The 19,996-nt window shown below is 68.1% G+C and carries 16 protein-coding genes and 1 pseudogene; all 17 read left to right on the top strand.

The features are described 5' to 3' along the window. Positions 1 to 7: 7 nt before the first annotated feature. The gene (gene flhB, locus AB9O74_RS17955) at positions 8 to 1,138 is read left to right on the top strand and encodes a flagellar biosynthesis protein FlhB (RefSeq protein WP_176989041.1); all 1,131 of its coding nucleotides are present in this window, start codon (positions 8 to 10) and stop codon (positions 1,136 to 1,138) included. A gap of 17 nt (positions 1,139 to 1,155) precedes the next feature. Continuing rightward, positions 1,156 to 3,237: a flagellar biosynthesis protein FlhA gene (flhA, locus tag AB9O74_RS17950; RefSeq protein WP_369350129.1), complete on the top strand. Its 2,082-nt coding sequence runs from the start codon at positions 1,156 to 1,158 to the stop codon at positions 3,235 to 3,237. 149 nt (positions 3,238 to 3,386) lie between these two features. Then, positions 3,387 to 5,033, top strand: a complete 1,647-nt coding sequence (flhF, locus tag AB9O74_RS17945; protein ID WP_369350115.1) for a flagellar biosynthesis protein FlhF — start codon at positions 3,387 to 3,389, stop codon at positions 5,031 to 5,033. Then, the gene (locus AB9O74_RS17940; RefSeq protein ID WP_369350114.1) at positions 5,020 to 5,907 is read left to right on the top strand and encodes a MinD/ParA family protein; all 888 of its coding nucleotides are present in this window, start codon (positions 5,020 to 5,022) and stop codon (positions 5,905 to 5,907) included. The genes flhF and AB9O74_RS17940 overlap by 14 nt, the downstream gene beginning before the upstream one ends. Beyond that, complete coding sequence (locus tag AB9O74_RS17935; protein ID WP_019182907.1) at positions 5,904 to 6,650, top strand: RNA polymerase sigma factor FliA; 747 nt, start codon at positions 5,904 to 5,906, stop codon at positions 6,648 to 6,650. Before AB9O74_RS17940 ends, AB9O74_RS17935 begins: the two co-directional genes overlap by 4 nt. A gap of 16 nt (positions 6,651 to 6,666) precedes the next feature. Next, a complete protein-coding gene (gene cheY, locus AB9O74_RS17930) occupies positions 6,667 to 7,059 on the top strand; it encodes a chemotaxis response regulator CheY (protein ID WP_019182908.1) in 393 nt (130 codons plus the stop codon). Then, positions 7,059 to 7,673 carry a protein phosphatase CheZ gene (locus AB9O74_RS17925; protein WP_176989044.1) on the top strand — a complete coding sequence of 205 codons (615 nt, stop codon included), beginning with the start codon at positions 7,059 to 7,061 and terminating at the stop codon, positions 7,671 to 7,673. Before cheY ends, AB9O74_RS17925 begins: the two co-directional genes overlap by 1 nt. 5 nt (positions 7,674 to 7,678) lie before the next feature. Then, complete coding sequence (locus tag AB9O74_RS17920; RefSeq protein WP_346492153.1) at positions 7,679 to 9,508, top strand: chemotaxis protein CheA; 1,830 nt, start codon at positions 7,679 to 7,681, stop codon at positions 9,506 to 9,508. A gap of 79 nt (positions 9,509 to 9,587) precedes the next feature. Further along, a complete protein-coding gene (locus tag AB9O74_RS17915; RefSeq protein WP_176989046.1) occupies positions 9,588 to 10,328 on the top strand; it encodes a flagellar motor protein in 741 nt (246 codons plus the stop codon). Position 10,329: 1 nt separating this feature from the next. Next, a pseudogene (gene motD, locus AB9O74_RS17910) lies at positions 10,330 to 11,160 on the top strand (flagellar motor protein MotD); the annotation flags it as partial. A gap of 176 nt (positions 11,161 to 11,336) precedes the next feature. Next, positions 11,337 to 12,119 (top strand): ParA family protein, encoded by a 783-nt coding sequence (locus tag AB9O74_RS17905; RefSeq protein ID WP_176989048.1) that lies wholly within the window; start codon positions 11,337 to 11,339, stop codon positions 12,117 to 12,119. Further along, positions 12,116 to 13,339: a chemotaxis protein CheW gene (locus tag AB9O74_RS17900; protein WP_369350113.1), complete on the top strand. Its 1,224-nt coding sequence runs from the start codon at positions 12,116 to 12,118 to the stop codon at positions 13,337 to 13,339. Before AB9O74_RS17905 ends, AB9O74_RS17900 begins: the two co-directional genes overlap by 4 nt. A 185-nt stretch (positions 13,340 to 13,524) precedes the next feature. Next, complete coding sequence (locus AB9O74_RS17895; RefSeq protein ID WP_019182915.1) at positions 13,525 to 13,833, top strand: STAS domain-containing protein; 309 nt, start codon at positions 13,525 to 13,527, stop codon at positions 13,831 to 13,833. Further along, positions 13,830 to 14,195: a response regulator gene (locus tag AB9O74_RS17890; RefSeq protein WP_088435039.1), complete on the top strand. Its 366-nt coding sequence runs from the start codon at positions 13,830 to 13,832 to the stop codon at positions 14,193 to 14,195. Before AB9O74_RS17895 ends, AB9O74_RS17890 begins: the two co-directional genes overlap by 4 nt. Positions 14,196 to 14,240: 45 nt before the next feature. Next, a complete protein-coding gene (locus AB9O74_RS17885) occupies positions 14,241 to 16,214 on the top strand; it encodes a chemotaxis protein CheA (protein WP_346479395.1) in 1,974 nt (657 codons plus the stop codon). 388 nt (positions 16,215 to 16,602) lie between these two features. Beyond that, a complete protein-coding gene (locus AB9O74_RS17880) occupies positions 16,603 to 18,858 on the top strand; it encodes a methyl-accepting chemotaxis protein (RefSeq protein ID WP_369350112.1) in 2,256 nt (751 codons plus the stop codon). Positions 18,859 to 19,043: 185 nt separating this feature from the next. Next, positions 19,044 to 19,823 (top strand): flagellar brake protein, encoded by a 780-nt coding sequence (locus AB9O74_RS17875; protein WP_369350111.1) that lies wholly within the window; start codon positions 19,044 to 19,046, stop codon positions 19,821 to 19,823. The last annotated feature ends 173 nt before the right edge of the window (positions 19,824 to 19,996 follow it).

Here is a 19,996-nt window from a genome sequence, read left to right as displayed (position 1 = left end):
CGCCCCGATGTCCGAGAACGAACAAGCCGGCGAAAAAACCGAATTACCCACCGAAAAACGCCTGCGCGATGCCCGGGAACAGGGCAACATCCCGCGCTCGCGGGAGCTGGCGACGGCGGCCGTGTTCGGTGCCGGTGTGCTGGCGCTGATGGCGTTCTCCGGCACCATCGCGCGCAACGCCAAGACCTGGATGCAGTTCGCGCTGAGCCCGGAGCCGGGCCTGCGGCTGCATCCGCAGGCGCTGTTCGGCCACTTCGGCGAGCTGCTGCTGCGCCTGCTGCTGGGCATGTGGCCCCTGATCGTGATCTGCCTGCTGGCCAGCTTCCTGTCGCCGGTGGTGATGGGCGGGCTGCGCTGGTCGGGCAAGGCGATGATGCCGGACTTCAAGCGCATGAGCCCGATGGCGGGCATGAAGCGGCTGTACGGCCCCGAAGCCATCGCCGAGTTCACCAAATCCCTGCTGCGCATCGCCTTCGTCGGCACCGCGGCCGGGCTGGTGGTCTGGCACGGCATCCGCCCGCTGCGCGACCTGCTCAACCAGCCGCTGGAGGCCGCCATGGTCCACGGCCTGGGCTTCACCCTGAAGCTGATGCTGGCCACCGGCGGCGCGATGATGCTGCTCGCCGCCATCGATGCGCCGTACCAGCGCTGGAACTGGATGCGCAAGCTGAAGATGACCCGTGAAGAACTGCGCCGGGAGATGAAGGAAAGCGAGGGCAGCCCCGAGGTCAAGGGCCGCATCCGCCAGCTGCAGCAGCAGATGTCCAACCGCCGGATGATGGAAGCGGTACCCACCGCCGACGTCGTGGTGGTCAACCCGACCCACTACGCGGTCGCCCTGAAGTACGAGGGCGGAAAGATGGGCGCGCCCACCGTGGTCGCCCTGGGCGTGGATGAAACCGCCCTGCGCATCCGTGAAGTGGCCGACGGCAACAAGGTCGCCATCGTCTCCGCCCCGCCTTTGGCACGCGCCTTGTATCGGGAAGGTCAACTTGGAAAGGAAATTCCCGTGAGACTGTATTCGGCCGTGGCCCAGGTGCTCTCCTACGTCTACCAGCTGCGCAGCTGGCGGACCGGCCCGATGCCGGCCTCGCCCAGCATCGATATCGATGAGTTCGGCAAGGGAGGCCGCCCATGAGCGCCCAGCCTGCCGGAATGAACGTGCGCCGCGCACTGGACATGATCCGCCACGGGCTCGGTGCCCCGCTGATCGTGCTGGCGCTGCTGGCGATGGTGGTGGTGCCGCTGGCGCCGGCGGTGCTCGATGCACTGTTCACTTTCAACATCGCCATCTCGCTGATGGTGCTGCTGGCGGTGGTGTACGTGAAGCGCCCGCTGGACTTCACCATCTTCCCCATCGTGCTGCTGATCACCACGATGCTGCGGCTGGCGCTGAACGTGGCCTCCACCCGCGTGATCCTGCTCAACGGCCAGAACGGCCACGAGGCGGCCGGCAAGGTGATCGCCTCGTTCGGCGAGTTCGTCATCGGCGGCAACTACGCGGTCGGCATCGTGGTCTTCGCGATCCTGACCATCATCAACTTCGTGGTGATCACCAAGGGTGCCGGCCGCGTCTCCGAAGTGACCGCACGCTTCATCCTGGACGCCATGCCCGGCAAGCAGATGGCGATCGACGCCGATCTCAACGCCGGTTTGCTGACGCGCGAAGAGGCCAAGGCGCGCCGCGAGGAGGTCCGCGAGGAAGCCGACTTCTACGGCGCGATGGACGGCGCCAGCAAGTTCATCCGTGGCGATGCGATCGCCGGCATCCTGATCCTGTTCATCAACCTGGTCGGCGGCCTGGCGGTCGGCGTGCTCCAGCACGGCATGCCGTTCGGCGATGCCGCGGCGACCTACACCCTGCTCTCCATCGGTGACGGCCTGGTCGCCCAGCTGCCGGCGCTGCTGGTGTCCTCGGCGGTGGCCATGCTGGTCACCCGCGCCTCGCGCTCGCAGGACATGGCCCAGGCCATGATGGGCCAGGTCTTCGGCCAGTACCGCGCGCTCACCATCGCCGCCGCGATTCTGGCGGTGGTCGGCCTGGTGCCGGGGATGCCCAACGTCGCCTTCTTGACGCTGGCCGCCATCCTCGGCTTCATCGCCTGGAAGGCCTGGAAGAAGAGCACGGCCGAAGCCCGCGCCGCCGAATCGTCGGCCGCCAACCGCCCCGACACCCTCGGCCTGCCCGGTGCCGCGCCCTCGCCCACCGCCGAACTGACCTGGGACGAGCTGCGCCCGGTCGATCCGCTGGGCCTGGAAGTCGGCTACCGGTTGATCCCGCTGGTCGACAAGAACCAGGGCGGCGAACTGATGGCCCGGATCAAGGGCGTGCGCCGCAAGCTCACCCACGACATCGGCTTCCTGATTCCCTCCGTCCACATCCGCGACAACCTGGAACTGCCGGCGAGCGCGTATCGCCTGCTGATCCACGGCGTGCCGGTGGCCACCGCCGAGATCCATCCGGACCGCGAACTCGCGCTGGACCCGGGCAGTGCCCTGGGCACGCTGGAAGGCATCGCCGGCAAGGACCCCGCCTTCGGCCTGGATGCCACCTGGATCCAGCCGCACCAGCGCGCCAATGCCGAATCGATGGGCTACACCGTGGTCGACCCGGCCACCGTGGTCGCCACCCATCTGTCGCACCTGATCCGCGAGCACGCCCCGGAACTGCTCGGCCATGAGGAAGTGCAGCAGCTGCTGGCCAACCTGGCCAAGAGCGCACCGAAGCTGGTCGAAGATCTGACGCCGAAGTCGCTGCCGCTGTCGGCGGTGGTGCGGGTGCTGCAGAACCTGCTGATCGAGCGCATTCCGATCCGCCAGCTGCGCAAGATCGTCGAATCGCTGGTGGAAAGCGCGCCGACCAGCCAGGACCCGGCCGTGCTTACCGCCGCCGTACGCAACGCGCTGGGCCGTTTCATCGTGCAGGAGATCGCCGGGATGTCGCCCGAGCTGCCGGTCTTCACCCTCAACCCGCAACTGGAACGCGTCTTGCAGGAGTCCACACAGGGCAACGGCGCCGCGCTGGAACCCGGACTCGCCGAGCGACTGCATCAAAGCCTGGCCGAATGTGTCGGCAAGCAGGAAGCGAAGAACGAGCCCGCGGTCGTGCTGGTGCCCGGCCCGGTACGTGCGGCGCTGGCACGGCTGGTACGCCACAGCGTCCCCTCGCTGTCCGTACTCGCCTACAGCGAGGTGCCCGAGGACAAACGGTTGAAGCTGGTCGGCACGATCAGTTGAGCCGGACCTCCGACGGCACCGCGACAGAAAACAGACACCTCATTCGATTTCACCGCAGCAGGAAATAAAGGGACTCCCTGACCGTGCAGACCACCGACAACCAGCGTTTCCCTTCCACCACTCCGCCGCCCCAGTCCCGGTATCACAGCATGAAAATCAAACGCTTCGTCGCCTCCGATATGCGCTCGGCCATGAACCTGGTGCGCAAGGAACACGGTCCGGACGCAGTGATCCTGTCCAACCGCCGGATCGAGGAAGGCGTCGAGATCGTGGCGGCGGCCAACTACGACGAGAGCGCCGTGCAGCGTGCACTGGAAGCGGCCCGCAAGGACGTCGCCCCGGCGCCGGCACCGCGCCCCCGCAGCGCCGCCGATGCCGTGATCGCCGCCGTGACCCGCCGCAAGGCCCCGGTCACCACGCCGGAACCGGTGGCCGCCACCACCTCGGCCGTCGCCGCGCTGGCGCGCGCCGCCGTCGGCGCGACCGGCCGTACGCTCGATACCGGCAATGAAAGCGTCCCGCAGCGCGGCAGCGATGGCTTCGCCGCCACCCTGGCCCGCGCCAGCGTCAACCCTGCCGTCAACGAACCGTCGCTGCCGGAGCAGATCTTCGCGCCGTTCAATGTCGAACAGGCCGCCGCCGCTTCGCCGGCCCTGCCGCACGAGGTCGCCGCACCGGCCCCGATCAACCGCGCCCGCTTCGTCATCGATCCGCCGCTCGAGGAGATGGACGAGACCGCCGTGCCGGCCGCCGCCGCCCTCGCGCCGCTGCCGGTCGTGGCCGCGGCCCTGCCGCCGGCGCTGCCGATCGCCGCGACCGTCGCCACCGCCGCCAATGAAGCGGCACCGGTCGTGACCAGCGTGCCGGAACTGATCGTGGTTCCGCGCGACGACGAAGAGATCCGCCAGCTGCGCCACGAAGTGGCCGGCATGCGCCACGTCATCGAGCGCGAGATGCACCGCTTCACCGACGAACGCCTGCGCGGCTCGCCGGTCCGTGCCGCCGCGCTGGACCTGATGGACGAGTACGGCTTCGACGCCGGCATCAGCCGCGACGTGGCCATGCAGATTCCGCTGGATACCGAAGCCCACCGCGGCCGCGGCCTGATGCTGGGCCTGCTCTCCAAGAAGCTGCCGATCGCCCCGGTCGACCCGCTCGAAGCCGGCGGCGTGATCGCCCTGGTCGGCCCCACCGGCGCCGGCAAGACCACCACCATCGCCAAGCTGGCCTCGCGCTTCGCCGAAGCGCATGCCGCCCGGGATGTTGCCCTGGTCACCACCGATACCGGCCGCATCGGCGCCCGCGAGCAGCTGTACGGCTTCGGCCGCCAGCTCGGCATCGCGGTCCATGAGGCCAGCAGCGGCAGCGATCTGAACCAGCTGCTGGAGCGCCTGAAGGACTACAAGCTGGTCCTGATCGACACCGCCGGGCTGGGCCCGCGCGACCGCGCCCTGGCCGCCCAGCTGCAGTGGCTGCGCGCCGCCGAGCAGATCCGCACCCTGCTGGTGCTGCCGGCCAACACCAGTTTCGGTGACATGGACGAGGTGGTCCGTCGCTTCAGCGCCGCCAACCCGCAGGGCGTGGTGCTGAGCAAGCTGGACGAGACCGGCCGCTTCGGCACCGCCCTGTCGGTAGCCGTGGATCACCGCCTGCCGATCACCTGGGTCACCGATGGCCAGGACGTTCCCGAAGACCTGCACCGCGCCAGTGCGGCCAATCTTGTACTTCGCCTTGAAGATTTGCGCCGCGCGGCCGATATGCCCTGCAACCCGGAGTTGAACCATGCCGTCGCGTGAGTACGCCAAGCTGACCAAGACCTTCCCGTTGTCGGCTACCCGAAGCCAGCCGCTGGGCCCGGTCCGCACCATCGCCGTCACCGGCGGCAAGGGCGGCGTGGGCAAAACGAACGTTTCGGCCAATCTGGCCGTGGCGCTGGCCGACATGGGCAAACGCACGCTGCTGCTGGACGCCGACCTCGGCCTGGCCAACATCGACGTGATCCTGGGCCTGCAGCCGAAGGTGACCCTGGCCGACCTCGTCGCCGGGCGCTGCACCCTGGAAGAAGTGATCATGGAAGGCCCCGGGGGCGTGCTGGTGGTCCCGGCCGCGTCCGGCCGCCGCCACATGGCCGAACTGCAGCCGGCCGAGCACGTCGGCCTGGTCAATGTTTTCTCCGAGCTCGAACGCGAGCTGGACATCATGATCGTGGACACCGCCGCCGGCATCACCGATGGCGTGCTGACCTTCTGCCAGGCCGCGCAGGACACCGTGGTGGTGGTCTGCGATGAGCCGGCATCGATCACCGATGCCTACGCGCTGATCAAGGTGCTCTCGCGCGAACGCGGCGTGGATCGCATCCAGGTCGTGGCCAACATGGTCCGCGACCCGAACGAAGGCCGCGTGCTCTACGAAAAGCTGACCCGCGTCTGCGACAAGTTCCTCGCCGATGTCTCGCTGAACTACCTGGGCTGCGTGCCGCAGGATGACTGGCTGCGCCTGTCGGTGCAGCGCCAGCAGCCGGTGGTGAAAGCCTATCCGTCCAGCCCGGCGGCCCTGGCGCTGACCGAGATCGCGCGCCGCACCGCCCGCTGGCAGGCCCCGACCGAGCCGCGTGGCGGGGTCGAGTTCTTCCTGGAACGCATCCTCAAGCAACGCGGGGTGACGGTATGAAGGGCGCAGCACAATACAAAGAAGTCCAGCGGACCGCGGCCAACGAGTGCATTGCCCAGCACTCCGACCTGGTCCGCCGCATCGCCCACCATCTGGCGGCACGCCTGCCGGCCAGCGTGGAGGTCGATGACCTGATCCAGGCCGGCATGATGGGCCTGATCGAGGCCTCGCGCAGCTATGACGCCGACCAGGGCGCCTCGTTCGAGACCTATGCCTCGATCCGCATCCGTGGCTCGATGATCGACGAGATCCGCCGCGGCGACTGGGTGCCGCGCTCGGTACACCGCCGTGCCCGCGATGCCGCCGCGACGATCCGCCGGCTGGAGCAGAGCACCGGCCGCGCCGCCAGCGCCACCGAAGTGGCCGCGGCGATGGACATGCCGTTGCCCGACTACCTGCGCCTGATGGAGGACGCCTCGCGCGGCCAGGTGCTGAGCCTGGAATCGCGGATCGAAGACCAGGGCGAGCTGGATACCGTCGCCCAGGGCGGCCCGACCCCGCAGCAGGTACTGGAGCGCGGTGAGTTCGGGCGCGAGCTGGGCAACGCGATCGGCCTGCTGCCCGAGCGCGAACAGCTGGTGCTCTCGCTGTACTACGAGCAGGAACTGAACCTGAAAGAGATCGGCGCCGTGTTGGGTGTCAGCGAATCGCGCGTGTGCCAGATCCATGGCCAGGCCGTGCTGCGCCTGCGGGGCCGGCTGAAGATCTTCGAGGCGGCAGACGCCGGCCTCGAGAACCATTGAAATCGAGGAAAGTGCTTTGAACAAGAACATGCGTATCCTGATCGTCGACGACTTCTCGACCATGCGTCGTATCGTCAAGAACCTGCTGGGCGATCTGGGCTTCACCAATACGGCCGAAGCCGAGGACGGGCATGCCGCGCTGGCGATGTTGCAGAGCCAGCCGTTCGATTTCGTGGTCACCGACTGGAACATGCCGGTGATGACCGGCATCGACCTGCTCAAGGCCGTGCGTGCCGACGCCAAGCTCAAGACCCTGCCGGTGCTGATGGTGACCGCTGAAGCCAAGCGCGAGCAGATCATCGAAGCGGCACAGGCCGGCGTCAACGGCTACATCATCAAGCCGTTCACCGCCCAGACCCTGGAAGAAAAGCTCGGCAAGATCTTCGAACGCCTGGCGGCGAGCGCCTGATGGAAACCCTGAGCGACAAATCCGCGCTGGTGCAGCGCCTGCAGGACGCCCTGGCCGCACTGGAAAGTGGTGACGAAGCCGGTTGGCGCCGGGAAATCGACGCCCTCGCCGCGCTGCGGACGCAGCCGATGATGGCCGGCCTGAACCGCCTGGCCCGGGAGCTCGGCCAAGCCCTGGGCGAGCTGCCCAGCCTGCCCAGCGAAGCCGGCGAGCTGGATGACGCCTGCGCGCGCCTGGACCACGTGGTGGCGATGACCGAACAGGCCACCCACCGCACCCTGGACCTGGCCGAGGAATGCCGCTCGCTCACCGAGCAGCTGCGCGCCAACGGGTTGACGGCCGACCAGGGCCAGCAGCTGGACCGGATCCGCCACAACCTCACCGAAATCGCGCTGACGCAGAGCTACCAGGACCTCACCGGGCAGATCATCCGCCGCGTGGTCGGGATCGTGCGTCGCGTGCACGAGGGCTTCAGTGCGCTCGGCCTGCCGCCGCAGGACGACGAAAAGAAGCGCGACAACAACGGCCTGGCCGGCCCGGCCGTGAACGGCCTGGATCGCCACGCGGTGTCACAGAACGACGCCGACGACCTGCTTTCAGACCTGGGACTGTAACGCTCATGAGTGCTGTTCCAGACGATATCGCCGCCGACTTCATCCTCGAGGCCCAGGAAATCCTGGACCGCCTCGGCGAACAGCTGGTGTCGCTGGAGCAGGCGCCCCAGGACACAGACCAGCTCAACGCCGTGTTCCGGGGCTTCCACACGCTCAAGGGCGGTGCCGGCTTCCTCGGCATCCAGGCGATGGTCGAGCTCTGCCACGCTGCCGAGGAAACCCTCGGCATGGCACGCTCCGGCCAGGCCACGCTGCAGGCCCACCACTTCGATGCGGCCCAGCAGTCGCTGGACTACCTGCAGTCGATGCTCGACTCGGTCTCGGCCGGCACCGAGCCGGGCTATGCCCCGCCGGAGCTGATCGCCCAGTTCGACGTCAACGGGCCGGCCACGCCGGCGCCTGCGGCCGCCACCACGGCCAGCAGCGGCGGCGAGATGATCACCGATGATGAGTTCGAAGCGTTGCTCGACCAGTTGCATGGCGGTGCCGCACCGACCGCCATCGCGGCCCCGAAGAAAGATGACGGCCTGATCGGCGAGGACGAGTTCGAAGCCCTGCTCGACCAGCTGCACGGTGGCGCCGTTCCCGGTGCCAAGGCCGTCGCCGCCGCACCGGCTCCGCGTGCCGTGGCCGCCCCGGCAGCGCCGATGGCCAAGCCGGCGCCGGCCAAACCGGTTGCCGAAGCCGAACACACCGTGCGCGTGGATACCAAGCGCCTGGATGCGATCGTCAACCTGATCGGCGAACTCGTGCTGTCGCGCAACCGGCTCAAGACCCTGCGCGCACGCCTGCACGATGAAGAACTCGACCGCGCCGTGTCCACGCTGGACATCGCCACCGCGCGCCTGCAGTCGGCGGTCATGCGCACCCGCATGCAGCCGGTCGGCAAGGTGTTCTCGCGCTTCCCCAAGGTGGCCCGCGATGTCGCGCGTTCGCTCAAGAAGGAAGTCGAGCTGGAGCTGATCGGCGCGGAAACCGAACTCGACCGCAACCTGGTCGAGGCGCTGGCCGATCCGCTGGTGCACCTGGTCCGCAACGCGATCGACCACGGCGTGGAAATGCCGGACCTGCGCGAGGCGCAGGGCAAGCCGCGCAGCGGCCATGTGCGGCTCTCGGCCCAGCAGGAAGGCGACTATGTCAGCATCGAAGTGCAGGATGACGGCGCCGGCATCGACCCCGAACGCCTGCGCCAGAAGGCGCGCGAGAAGGGCTTGATCGACCCGGAAGCCGCCGCGCGCCTCAGCAGCGAAGAGTGCCTGCACCTGGTGTTCCTGCCCGGCTTCTCGACCAAGCAGCAGGTCACCGACATCTCCGGCCGCGGCGTGGGCATGGACGTGGTCCAGTCGCGCATCCGCGAGCTGAGCGGCCAGATCCAGATCCAGTCCGAGCTCGGCCGTGGCAGCCGCTTCATGATCCGCGTGCCGCTCACCCTGGCGATCCTGCCGACCCTGCTGGTGCAGGCCGGCGAGGACGTCTACGCCCTGCCCTTGGCCCGCGTGATGGAGGTGCTGCATGCCCCCAACACCTCGCTGGGCTGGTTCGATGGCCGTGCCGTGCTGGACCGCAAGTCGCACACGCTGGCCCTGGTCGACCTGCGCCATTGGCTCGATGTGGAGCCGATGCCGTCCTCGCTGCTGACCATCGTGGTGCTGCAGGCCGGTGAAGCCCGCTTCGGCCTGGTGGTCGATCAGGTGCGTGGCCGCGAGGAAGTGGTGATCAAGCCACTGCCCAAGGCCCTGCGCGGGCTGCGCGGCTATGCCGGCGCCACCCTGATCGGCGACGGCCGGATGGCACTGATCCTGGACGTGGACGGGCTGCGCACCCACCACGATTGACCCTGTGAAAGTGTGACCGCCGCATCACTGGATTCCTTCGGCGTCTCAAGTCCCATTCACACAAGCCGATAACGGACCCATGGACAGACTCAGCCTCATTGGACTTTTCCTCGCCTTGGCCTCACTGGTCGGCGGCAGCATCCTCAAGGGGGCCGGTCTGGCGTCGCTGTGGTCGCCGGCCGCCTTCGTGATCGTCATCGTCGGCACCATCGCCTCGATCCTGCTGCATACCTCGCCAGCCGTGTTCAAGCACGCCTTCAAGATCGTGCGCTGGGTGATCCTGCCGCCGAGCAGCGACCGCCGCGAGCTGATCCAGCAGATCGTGGAGTGGAGCAACATCGCCCGCCGCCAGGGCCTGCTCGGCCTGGAAGCCCAGGTCGACGCCCAGGACGATCCGTTCCTGCGCAAAGGCCTGCAGCTGCTGGTCGACGGCGTGGAGCCGGAGACCATCCGGCACATGATGGAGATCGAGCTGAGCAGCCAGGAGAGCCAGGATCTGGCCGCCTCCAAGGTGTTCGAGGGTATGGGCATCTATGCGCCGACGCTGGGCATCATCGGCGCCGTGCTCGGCCTGATCGCGGTGATGAAGAACCTCGCCGACCCGAGCAAGCTCGGCCACGGCATCGCCGCGGCCTTCACCGCCACCATCTACGGCATCGCCTCGGCCAACCTGCTGTTCCTGCCGGTGTCGGCCAAGCTCAAGAGCGTGATCCACCACAACAGCCGCGACCGCGAAATGATCATCGAAGGCCTGATCTCGATCGCCCAGGGTGAAAACCCGCGCAACATCGAAACCAACCTGTCCGGGTTCCTGCACTGACATGGCCCGTCGCAAGCACCACGAAGAACATGCCAACCATGAGGCCTGGGCGATCCCCTATGCCGACCTCATGACGCTGCTGCTCGCCTTCTTCGTGGTGATGTACGCCATCTCCTCGCTCAACGAAGGCAAGTACCGGATCATGGCCGATGCGCTGACCACCGCGTTCGGCGGCGCGCCGCGCACGATCAATCCGGTCCAGGTCGGCAACCAGCAGGTCCAGGGCGGCGGCTGGGACAGCCCCTCGGTGATCAGGGCCGGCACCAAGATCGGCCCCTCCGCACCGGCGCCGACCAACGACCCGACCCTGTTGCCGGCGATGGCCTCGCAGATGCGCATGCCGGTCTCGATCCGCAACCAGGAGCAGCTGAAGCGTGCCGAGCGCCAGCTCAACGGCATCGCCGACAAGCTCACCGCCACGCTGGCCCCGCTGATCGAACGCGGGATGATCACCGTGCGCCGCACCGAGCTGTGGATCGAGGTCGAGATCAACAGCGACATCCTGTTCCCGACCGGTTCGGCCACGCTGGACGTGCATGCACGCGACACCCTCTCCAAACTGGCCGACGTGCTGCGCGATGCGCCCAATGGCGTGCGCGTGGAAGGCCACACCGACAACATCCCGATCGCCACCTCGCTGTTCCCGTCCAACTGGGAACTCTCGGCCGGGCGCGCGGCCAGCGTGGTGCATCTGTTCGCCGACCAGGGCCTGCAGCCGGCACGGCTGGCGATGGTCGGCTATGGCCAGTTCCGCCCCCGCGAAGACAACGCCAGCGCCGAAGGCCGCAACCGCAACCGGCGGGTGATGGTGATCATCCTGGCCGATACCGCGCAGGGCATCGACCCGATCACCGACCGGCTTAGTGCCGATGCCGACGCCGCCGATGCCGCCAAGGCACCTGCCGCTGGCGCCCCTGTTACCCCCATCGCACCGGTGCAGTTGCCACCGGTGCCGGCCGGCAGCCGCGTTGGCGCCGCCGTTCCGCCCGCAATGAAGGAGTGAACCGCATGCGTATCTGGGCTGTTGCCAATCAGAAAGGCGGCGTGGGCAAGACCACCACGACGCTCGCGCTCGGCCGCGGCCTGGCCGCGCAGGGCCACCGCGTGCTGCTGATCGATCTGGATCCGCATTCGTCGCTGACCCGCGCTTTCGGCGTCGCGCTGGATCCGCCGCCGCAGGGCGTGCTGGAACTGTTCGGCGCGCCGCCGGCCGAGCTCTCCACCCTCGCCCACCCCAGCGACATTCCGGGCCTGGACTACGTGTGCGCACAGGCGGCCCTGGCCACCCTGGAACGCCGCAGCGCCAACCAGCCGGGCCTCGGCCTGGCCCTGCAGAATGCGCTCGGTCGCCACCAGGGCCAGCATGACTACATCCTGCTCGACTGCGCGCCGACCCTGGGCCTGTTGATGATCAACGCACTGGCCGCGGCCGACCGCCTTATCATCCCGACCCAGGCCGAGCCGCTGGCACTGCACGGACTGGACGGCATGGTCCGTACCGGCGAGATGGTGGAGCGCTCGCGCCGCCGCCCCCTGCCGATGTCGATCCTGCCCACCTTGTTCGACCGCCGCACGCGCGCCGGCAACGAAACCGTCAAGCAGATGCAGGACAAGCACGGCCACCGCGTCTGGGAAGATGCGATCCCGGTCGATACCCGCATCTGCAACGCCGCCAGCCTGACCGTGCCGGCGCAGTCCGGGGATTACCCCGGCCGCGGCCTGGCCGCCTATCGTCGCGCACTGGAATGGATCCTGGCCGACGACGCGCAGCAGATGGAGCGCGCGGCATGAACACCGCCGGCGTACTCGACGACTACCTGGAACAGCTGCTGGGCGACGCAATGCCGTCGCCGGCGGAGGTGGAGGCGCAGGCGCCGCTGCCCGTTGCAGCGGCCGACCCCGTCGAAGTCACCGTCACTGCAGCGGTCCCCGCGGCTGAAGAGGTCATCGCCCCGGGCTTCGATGATCTGCTGGACGAACTGCGCAACGATCCGCTGCTGAGCGGTGCGATGACCCTGCCCGCCGCTCCTGCGGTGGTCGAGGCGGCGGCTGAAACGGATGCTGCGATCGCGGCGATACCCGTCGCAGCGCCTGGCTTCGATGATCTGCTCGACGAACTGCGCAATGACCCCCTCCTCAGCGGATCAATGACGCTGCCCGCGGAGACGGCGGGCCCGACCCCTGGCTTCAACGACCTGCTCGACGAACTCCGCAACGACCCGCTCCTCAGCGGCGCCATGCCCGCGCCCGCGGACGAGGCCCGACCGAGCTGGGACGACCTGCCACCCGAGGTCGTCCACGAAACCGGCCCCGTGGCTGCCATCGCCCCACCCGTTGCGGCCCCCGCACCGGTCGTCGCGCCCCCACCTGCTCCAGCACCTGCCCCAGCCCCAGCAGCCGTCCCCGTCGCGCCCGCCGCACGTGCACCGGCAGCCCGCTCGATGCCGGCCATGGCGCCCATGCTGGCTGCTACCAGTGCCCGTGCCAACGCACCCTCACTGGCACAGAGCCGCCCCGGCAGCTGGGAGGAGCTGCAGCGGCAGGCACGCGACCCGGCCTCGAGCCCACGCGAGAACCGCCGCGCCGCCGAACGGACCTCGCGCTGGCTGCGCCTGCGGTGTGGCGCCCAGGCCTACGCGCTGGAGCTGCTCAAGGTCCAGGAAGTGGTCCTGCCGGTACCGCTGCTGCCGCTGCGCGGCACCTCGCCGGCGATGCTGGGCATCATGAACCTGCGTGGCCAGGTAGTGCCGGTGATGGACCTCGGCATCCACCTGGGCAGCAGCGCGGCCGGCAACGATGCCAATACCCGCATCGTGGTGCTGGAAGAGAATGGCGAGACCATGGGCCTGCGCGTGTCGGCGGTGGAAGATGTCGCCAACCTCACCGACTCCCAGATCGAGCCGCCGGACACCGCCCGGATCTGCCAGATCTCCAATGATCTGTTCCGCGGCGTGGCCCGTGGCGGCGCGCAACCGATGATCCTGCTGGACGCGACCCAGCTGCTGAACTGACGTAGTGGCGGAGACCCTTGCCGCCATGCGTGGATGCGCGATCTGCACCGGCGCGGGACACCGCAGCCACCCATGGGGTGGCTCTACCGGATCGTTGGATGGAACGCTGACGATCCACCCCCTTCCGCTAAAGCTTTGATGGTTTGGGCCGTTATAGACCTCGGAACCGTTTGTCCGGAGCAATGATGAGCACTGTGGCCTTGGGTGATGATCTCGGAATCGAGACCAGCACCGAGCTGAAAACCCGTTTGGCCCCCCTGGTGGATCAGGCCGGCGATCTGACGCTGGATGCCAGCCAGATCGGCCGTATCCATACCGCCTCGGTGCAGGTGCTGTGCGCATTCGTCGAGGCCCGCCGCAAGGCCGGGCATCCCACCGGATTCCACGGTTGCACCGCAACCTTCCGTGATGCCGCGCGCCTGCTCGGCGTCACCCAGGCCCTCGGCCTGGATGCACCCCATGACAACCTGAAATCTGTGGAGAACGCTGCATGAGCGCACGTATCTTGGTGGTGGACGATTCGGCGTCGATGCGCCAGATGGTCTCTTTCGCCCTCACCTCGGCCGGCTTTTCCGTCGAGGAAGCCGAAGACGGCGCGGTCGCCCTCGGTCGTGCCAAGGGCCAACGCTTCAACGCGGTGGTCACCGACGTCAACATGCCCAACATGGATGGCATCGCGCTGATCCGTGAGCTGCGCCAGCTGCCGGACTACAAGTTCACGCCGATGCTGATGCTGACCACCGAATCGGCCGCCGACAAGAAGTCCGAAGGCAAGGCCGCCGGTGCGACCGGCTGGCTGGTCAAGCCGTTCAATCCGGAACAGCTGGTCGCCACCGTCCAGAAAGTCCTGGGCTGATCCCGCTTCACCCTTCCCTCCCCTCGCAACTGGACACCCCGCACCATGAGCATGGATCTGCAACGTTTCCACGCCACCTTCTTCGAAGAAAGCCGCGAGGGGCTGGATGCGATGGAAGCTGGCCTGCTGGCGCTCGAATCGGGCCAGCAGGACCCGGAAATCATCAACTCGGTGTTCCGCGCCGCGCACTCGATCAAGGGCGGCGCCGGCACGTTCGGCTTCGACGCGATCGCCGCCCTGACCCACGTCCTGGAAACGCTGCTGGACGAACTGCGCGCCGGCAAGCGGGCGCTGGAGCCGGCCGCGGTCGACGCGATGCTGGCGTCGGTGGACGTGCTGCGTGCCCTGCTGCGTGAAGCCGAACACGGTCAGGCGGCCGATCCGCAGGCGGTCGCCGAGGTCAAGGCGCGGCTGGAAGCGGTACTGTCCGGCCAGGCCGCCGCCGCGGCGCCGGTCGTCGCCGCCAAGGTCGATGACACCCCCGAGGCGTGGCAGATCGGCTTCGTGCCGGCACCGTCGCTGTTCATGAGCGGCAACGACCCGCTGCGCATCATCCGCGAGCTCGAGCACCTGGGTTCGCTGCAGGTCGCCGCGCGCCTGGACCGCCTGCCCGGCTTCGATCAGCTCGATCCGCTCGAGGCCCACCTGGCGTGGGATCTTGGCCTGGTCGGCAAGGTGCCGCGCAGCAAGATCGAAGACACCTTCGCCTGGGTCGTGGACGACTGCGAACTGGACATCCGTCCGGCCGCACCGCCGAGCCTGGCCACCAGCACGCCGGTCGAGGCCAAGCCGGCCGCCGCCGTCGCCGCTGCACCGGCCGCTGCCGCACCGGCCGCCGCTGCACATGAAGCCGAGACCTCGATCCGCGTCAGCGTCGACAAGGTCGACGCACTGATCAACCTGGTCGGCGAACTGGTCATCACCCAGGCCATGCTCAAGCAGGTCTCGCACGCACTGGACCCGGCGCAGGCCGAGCAGCTGCTGACCGGCCTGGACCTGCTGGAACGCAACACCCGCGATCTGCAGGAAGCGGTCATCGGCGTGCGCATGCTGCCGGTGGACGCCGTGTTCCGCCGCTTCCCGCGCCTGGTCCGCGATCTGTCCTCGCGCCTGGGCAAGCACGTGCGCCTGCGCACCATCGGCGAAGGTACCGAGCTGGACAAGGGCCTGATCGAGAAGATCGCCGATCCGCTCGTGCACCTGGTCCGCAATTCGATCGACCACGGCCTGGAAATGCCGGACGTGCGTCGCGAGGCGGGCAAGGACGAAACCGGCACGATCACGCTCGCCGCCTCGCATCAGGGCGGCCACATCGTGATCGAAGTCAGCGACGACGGCCGCGGCCTGAACCGCGACAAGATCCTGTCCAAGGCGCTCGAGCGTGGCCTGAGCGTGCCGGACAACCCCACCGATTCGCAGGTGTGGGACCTGATCTTCCAGCCGGGCTTCTCCACCGCCGATGCCGTCACGGATCTGTCGGGGCGTGGCGTCGGCATGGACGTGGTCCGCCGCAACATCCAGGCACTGGGTGGCGAAGTCCAGCTGGAGAGCCAGGCCGGCAACGGCACCCGCGTGCTGATCCGCCTGCCGCTGACCCTGGCGATCCTGGACGGCATGACCGTCTCGGTCGCCGGCGAAACCCTGATCCTGCCGCTGGCCTACGTGTTGGAGGCGCTGCAGCCGCAGGCCGACGACGTTCGCACCATGGCCGGCGAAGGCCGCGTGCTGCGGGTGCGTGGCGAGTACCTGCCGATCCTTTCGCTCAGCGAGTACTACGGCTACGGTGGGCGTGCGCTGGATGATCCGCTGGTGGTGGTCGTTGAAGGCGATGGTCAGAAGATCGCGCTGGAAGTGGACGAACTGGTCGGCCAGCAGCAGGTCGTGGTCAAGAACATCGAGAACAACTACCGCCGCATCAGCGGTGTCTCCGGCGCCACCATCCTCGGCGATGGCCGGGTCGCGCTGATCGTCGACATCGGCGGTCTGGTGCGCTCGCTCAAGGTGCCGCAGGCCGCGTAACACCGCCGCCCTCTCGCTGTCCCCGACGCCGCCGCTCCCCCGGGAGCGGCGGCGTTCGTTCGTGGGTGGACGACGGCAGGCGACACACGCCGAACTGTGAACTTCATCGAGGGCCACCGTGCAAAGCATCGGCCCCCACCCTCCGCCTGCGTACGGTCAACGCCCGGCAAACCCTTGCAACATCAACCATCCCGGCCCGCTGAACGTTGGCCACGGCCGTGAAAAAAATGTGACGCCGCACTATCAAGTTGGGGCCGATCAACGCCGCTATCCGAAGTAGCGACCACGGCAACCGTCGCGCGCTCCTCCGCTCCCGCGTCTCCCCATCCCGCTGATTCCGCCCAGCACCCCACGGCTGTGCGCCACTGCCCTGCCCGGAGTTCCAATCATGAAGTGGTTCCACGACCTGCCCATCGCCCGCAAGCTGGCGGTAGGCTTCACCCTCACCACGTTGATGACGCTGGCCCTGGGCGTCTTCGTCCTGGTCCGTCTTGGCGAAGCCAATGACCAGTTGCGTGCGATGAGCACCAACGACATTCCCTCGGTCCAGCACCTGGGCGAGGTGCGCGCGCAGCTCGGCGAATTCCGTACCTACGAGATGGCGCAGCTGACGGTGCTCGACACGCCGGAGTCGGTTGCCGACTACGACAAGCGCATGGCCGACACCGGCAAGATCGTGAATGCAGAGCTGGCCGCCTACGCCGCGCTGCCGGCCGGCGACAAGGAGCGCCAGCTCTACGAGGTGGTCGCCGCCCGTACCGCCGACTACTTCAAGGCCAACGGCCTGATCAAGGCCGCGATCGCCGCCGGCGACGGCGTCACCGCCCAGCAGATCTCCGATGAGCAGTCGCGCCCGGCACGCCGCGCGCTGTTCGCCGCACTCAAGGAGCTGGGCGAGTTCAGCAATGGCGTCGTCGCCAGCCGCATCGAAAGCGCCAACGCCACCCACCGCAACAGCATCTACGCGATCATCGGCTGCATCGTGCTGCTCTCGCTGCTGGCCGCGGTGATGGGCGTGGTGATCTCGCGCGCCATCACCCGCCCGCTGGGCCAGGCCGTGCACGCCATCCAGTCGGTGGCGCGTGGCGATCTGTCGGTCAACATCCAGGCCACCAGCAAGGATGAAGCCGGCAAGATGCTGGCCGCCACCCGCGACATGACGGTGATGCTGCGTCGCTTCTCCGAGCAGACCCAGCAGATGGTCGAGATGCATGCCGGTCCGGACATCAGCCACCGCATCCCGGAAGATTTCCCGGGCGTGTACGGCCAGCTGGCCGTCGGCGTCAATACGGTGATCTTCGAGCACCTGGATTCGATCAAGGACGCGATCAACGTCCTGAACCAGTACGCCGCCGGCGACCTCTCGCCGAACGCCCGCCGCCTGCCCGGCACCCGCGCGATCCTGCACGAATCGATGGATGCGGCCAAGGCCAGCCTGCTGGCGATCAACACCCAGATCCAGTCGCTGGCCCAGGCGGCGGCGGCCGGTGACTTCACCCAGCGCGGCGATGCGCTGCGGTTCGAGCACGACTTCCGGGTCATGATCGAGAACCTCAACACCATGATGCAGGTCGCCGACGGCAACCTGTCCCAGCTCTCGCACCTGCTGCAGTCGATCGCCGCCGGCGACCTGACCGCGCGCATGCAGGGCGAGTTCCACGGCGTGTTCGCCGCGATGCGCGACGATGCCAACACCACCGTCGCCCAGCTGACCCAGATCGTCGGCCGCATCCAGCAGGCCTCCTCCAGCATCAGCACCGCGGCGGGCGAGATCGCCTCGGGCAACAACGACCTGTCGCGCCGCACCGAGCAGCAGGCCGCCAACCTGGAAGAAACCGCCGCCTCGATGGAGGAACTGACCTCCACCGTGCGCCAGAACGCCGAGCATGCCCGCCAGGCCAACCAGCTCGCCATCGGCGCGCACTCGGTGGCCTCGCAGGGCGGCGAAGTGGTCGGCCGCGTGGTCAGCACCATGCACGAAATCGACGCCTCCTCGCGTCGCATCGCCGACATCATCACCGTCATCGACGGCATCGCCTTCCAGACCAACATCCTGGCACTGAACGCCGCGGTCGAGGCGGCACGTGCTGGCGAACAGGGGCGCGGCTTTGCGGTCGTGGCCTCCGAAGTGCGCACCCTGGCCCAGCGCTCGGCGGGCGCCGCCAAGGAGATCAAGGGGCTCATCGATGAGTCCGTCGGCAAGGTCGCCGAGGGCTCGCAGCTGGTCAACCAGGCCGGTGCCACGATGGGCGAGATCGTCGCCTCGGTGCAGCGCGTGACCGACATCATGGCCGAGATTTCCGCCGCATCGCAGGAACAGTCGGCCGGCATCGAGCAGGTCAACACCACCGTGGTGCAGATGGACGAAACCACCCAGCAGAATGCCGCGCTGGTGGAAGAAGCCACTGCCGCCGCCCGCGCCATGGAAGAGCAGGCCGGCCACCTGACCGACGCCGTCTCGCTGTTCAAGCTGGACGGGCAGGCCTACGCTGCCCCGACGGCCGCACCGGCCGCCGTGGTGCGTTCGCCTGCCGCAGCGCGAGCCGCCGCCCCGGCCAAGCCGCGCAGTGTTGTCGCCGCTCCGCGCCGGGCAATGACCCGGGAACCGGCACTGGCCAACGACGCCGAGTGGCAGGAGTTCTGATCGCGCGCGTCGCATGATCAACTGACCCTGACGACACCCCGCCCCGGCGGGGTGTCGTCGTTTCACCGGCCCGTCTTCTTCGCGGGGCGACACAATTCCCCCTACATAAATGTGAACTACTGCCGATAAACGGACAGAGCCCCGGTATCTACGCGTGCCGGCACCCGCCCAACCCAGCAGATTCCATGTCCGAAGGCAGCCACGACGCACACGACCGACCCCATGCCACCCACGACGATGGCACGGATGACCGGTACCTGGTCCGCAACCCCCGCCAGATCCGGCAGTTGCTGCAGGCGCTGATCGACCAGCGTTCGTTGATCAACGCCCACCTGGGCGGCCGCGACCAGTCCTTCCCCACCGCGGTGCTGGAACTGGACGACGACGAGGATTCGCTGCTGCTGGACGGCAGCCCCTCCGAGACCTCCAACCGCGCTGCCGAAGAGGCCGGCCATCTGCTCTGCTTCGCGCAGCTGGACCGGGTGATGGTGCGCTTCCGCCTGGACGGCCTGGAGCGCGTGCGCAATGAAGGCCACGTCGCCTTCCGCGTGCCCTTCCCCGAGGAGCTGGTGCACCTGCAGCGCCGCGAGCTGTATCGGCTGGAAACGCCGATCACCGATTCACCGCACCTGCAGTTCCCGGTCAACGAAGACCGCAGCGAGATCCTGCAGCTGCGCGTGGTGGACATCAGCGGCGGCGGCCTGGCCGTCACGGTGCCGGTGGACTGCAACGTGTTCTCCCTGCAGAAACGCTACGCGGCCCAGCTGGACCTGCCCGATGGCAGCCCGCTGCATGTCTCGCTGATCGTCTGCAACCAGTTGGCGGTCAAGCTGCCCAACGGGGTCGAAATGAAACGCATCGGCATGCGCTTCGACGACCTCCCGCGCGGCGGCGACAGCGCGATCCAGCGCTACATCTTCCGCATCGACCGGCAGCGGAGTGCGAGGAAGAACGGGGAGAGTTGATGGCTGCTTCAACTGCTCGGCGCTGGTGATGCGTGATCGGGGCAGCGGCTGTTGGCCTTGCTGTCGCTGTTGCCATTGCTGCTACTGACACACCGACGCACTGTCGAAGGGCTGGTGTGGGTGGGTTGGCGGGACCATGAGCGCCATGGATGGCGCGACATGAGCCTCCATGG

It is taken from the genome of Stenotrophomonas sp. JAG2 (assembly GCF_041080745.1).
Lineage (GTDB): Bacteria > Pseudomonadota > Gammaproteobacteria > Xanthomonadales > Xanthomonadaceae > Stenotrophomonas > Stenotrophomonas maltophilia_AA.
This window is presented reverse-complemented; position numbering and strand designations above follow the sequence as displayed.

Excerpts from the sequence above, each read along its gene's own strand:
- flhB (WP_176989041.1), top strand. The coding sequence starts at position 8 with ATGTCCGAGAACGAACAAGCCGGCGAAAAAACCGAATTACCCACCGAA.
- flhA (WP_369350129.1), top strand. The coding sequence starts at position 1,156 with ATGAACGTGCGCCGCGCACTGGACATGATCCGCCACGGGCTCGGTGCC.
- flhF (WP_369350115.1), top strand. The coding sequence starts at position 3,387 with ATGAAAATCAAACGCTTCGTCGCCTCCGATATGCGCTCGGCCATGAAC.
- AB9O74_RS17940 (WP_369350114.1), top strand. The coding sequence starts at position 5,020 with ATGCCGTCGCGTGAGTACGCCAAGCTGACCAAGACCTTCCCGTTGTCG.
- AB9O74_RS17935 (WP_019182907.1), top strand. The coding sequence starts at position 5,904 with ATGAAGGGCGCAGCACAATACAAAGAAGTCCAGCGGACCGCGGCCAAC.
- AB9O74_RS17925 (WP_176989044.1), top strand. The coding sequence starts at position 7,059 with ATGGAAACCCTGAGCGACAAATCCGCGCTGGTGCAGCGCCTGCAGGAC.
- AB9O74_RS17920 (WP_346492153.1), top strand. The coding sequence starts at position 7,679 with ATGAGTGCTGTTCCAGACGATATCGCCGCCGACTTCATCCTCGAGGCC.
- AB9O74_RS17915 (WP_176989046.1), top strand. The coding sequence starts at position 9,588 with ATGGACAGACTCAGCCTCATTGGACTTTTCCTCGCCTTGGCCTCACTG.
- AB9O74_RS17905 (WP_176989048.1), top strand. The coding sequence starts at position 11,337 with ATGCGTATCTGGGCTGTTGCCAATCAGAAAGGCGGCGTGGGCAAGACC.
- AB9O74_RS17900 (WP_369350113.1), top strand. The coding sequence starts at position 12,116 with ATGAACACCGCCGGCGTACTCGACGACTACCTGGAACAGCTGCTGGGC.
- AB9O74_RS17895 (WP_019182915.1), top strand. The coding sequence starts at position 13,525 with ATGAGCACTGTGGCCTTGGGTGATGATCTCGGAATCGAGACCAGCACC.
- AB9O74_RS17890 (WP_088435039.1), top strand. The coding sequence starts at position 13,830 with ATGAGCGCACGTATCTTGGTGGTGGACGATTCGGCGTCGATGCGCCAG.
- AB9O74_RS17885 (WP_346479395.1), top strand. The coding sequence starts at position 14,241 with ATGAGCATGGATCTGCAACGTTTCCACGCCACCTTCTTCGAAGAAAGC.
- AB9O74_RS17880 (WP_369350112.1), top strand. The coding sequence starts at position 16,603 with ATGAAGTGGTTCCACGACCTGCCCATCGCCCGCAAGCTGGCGGTAGGC.
- AB9O74_RS17875 (WP_369350111.1), top strand. The coding sequence starts at position 19,044 with ATGTCCGAAGGCAGCCACGACGCACACGACCGACCCCATGCCACCCAC.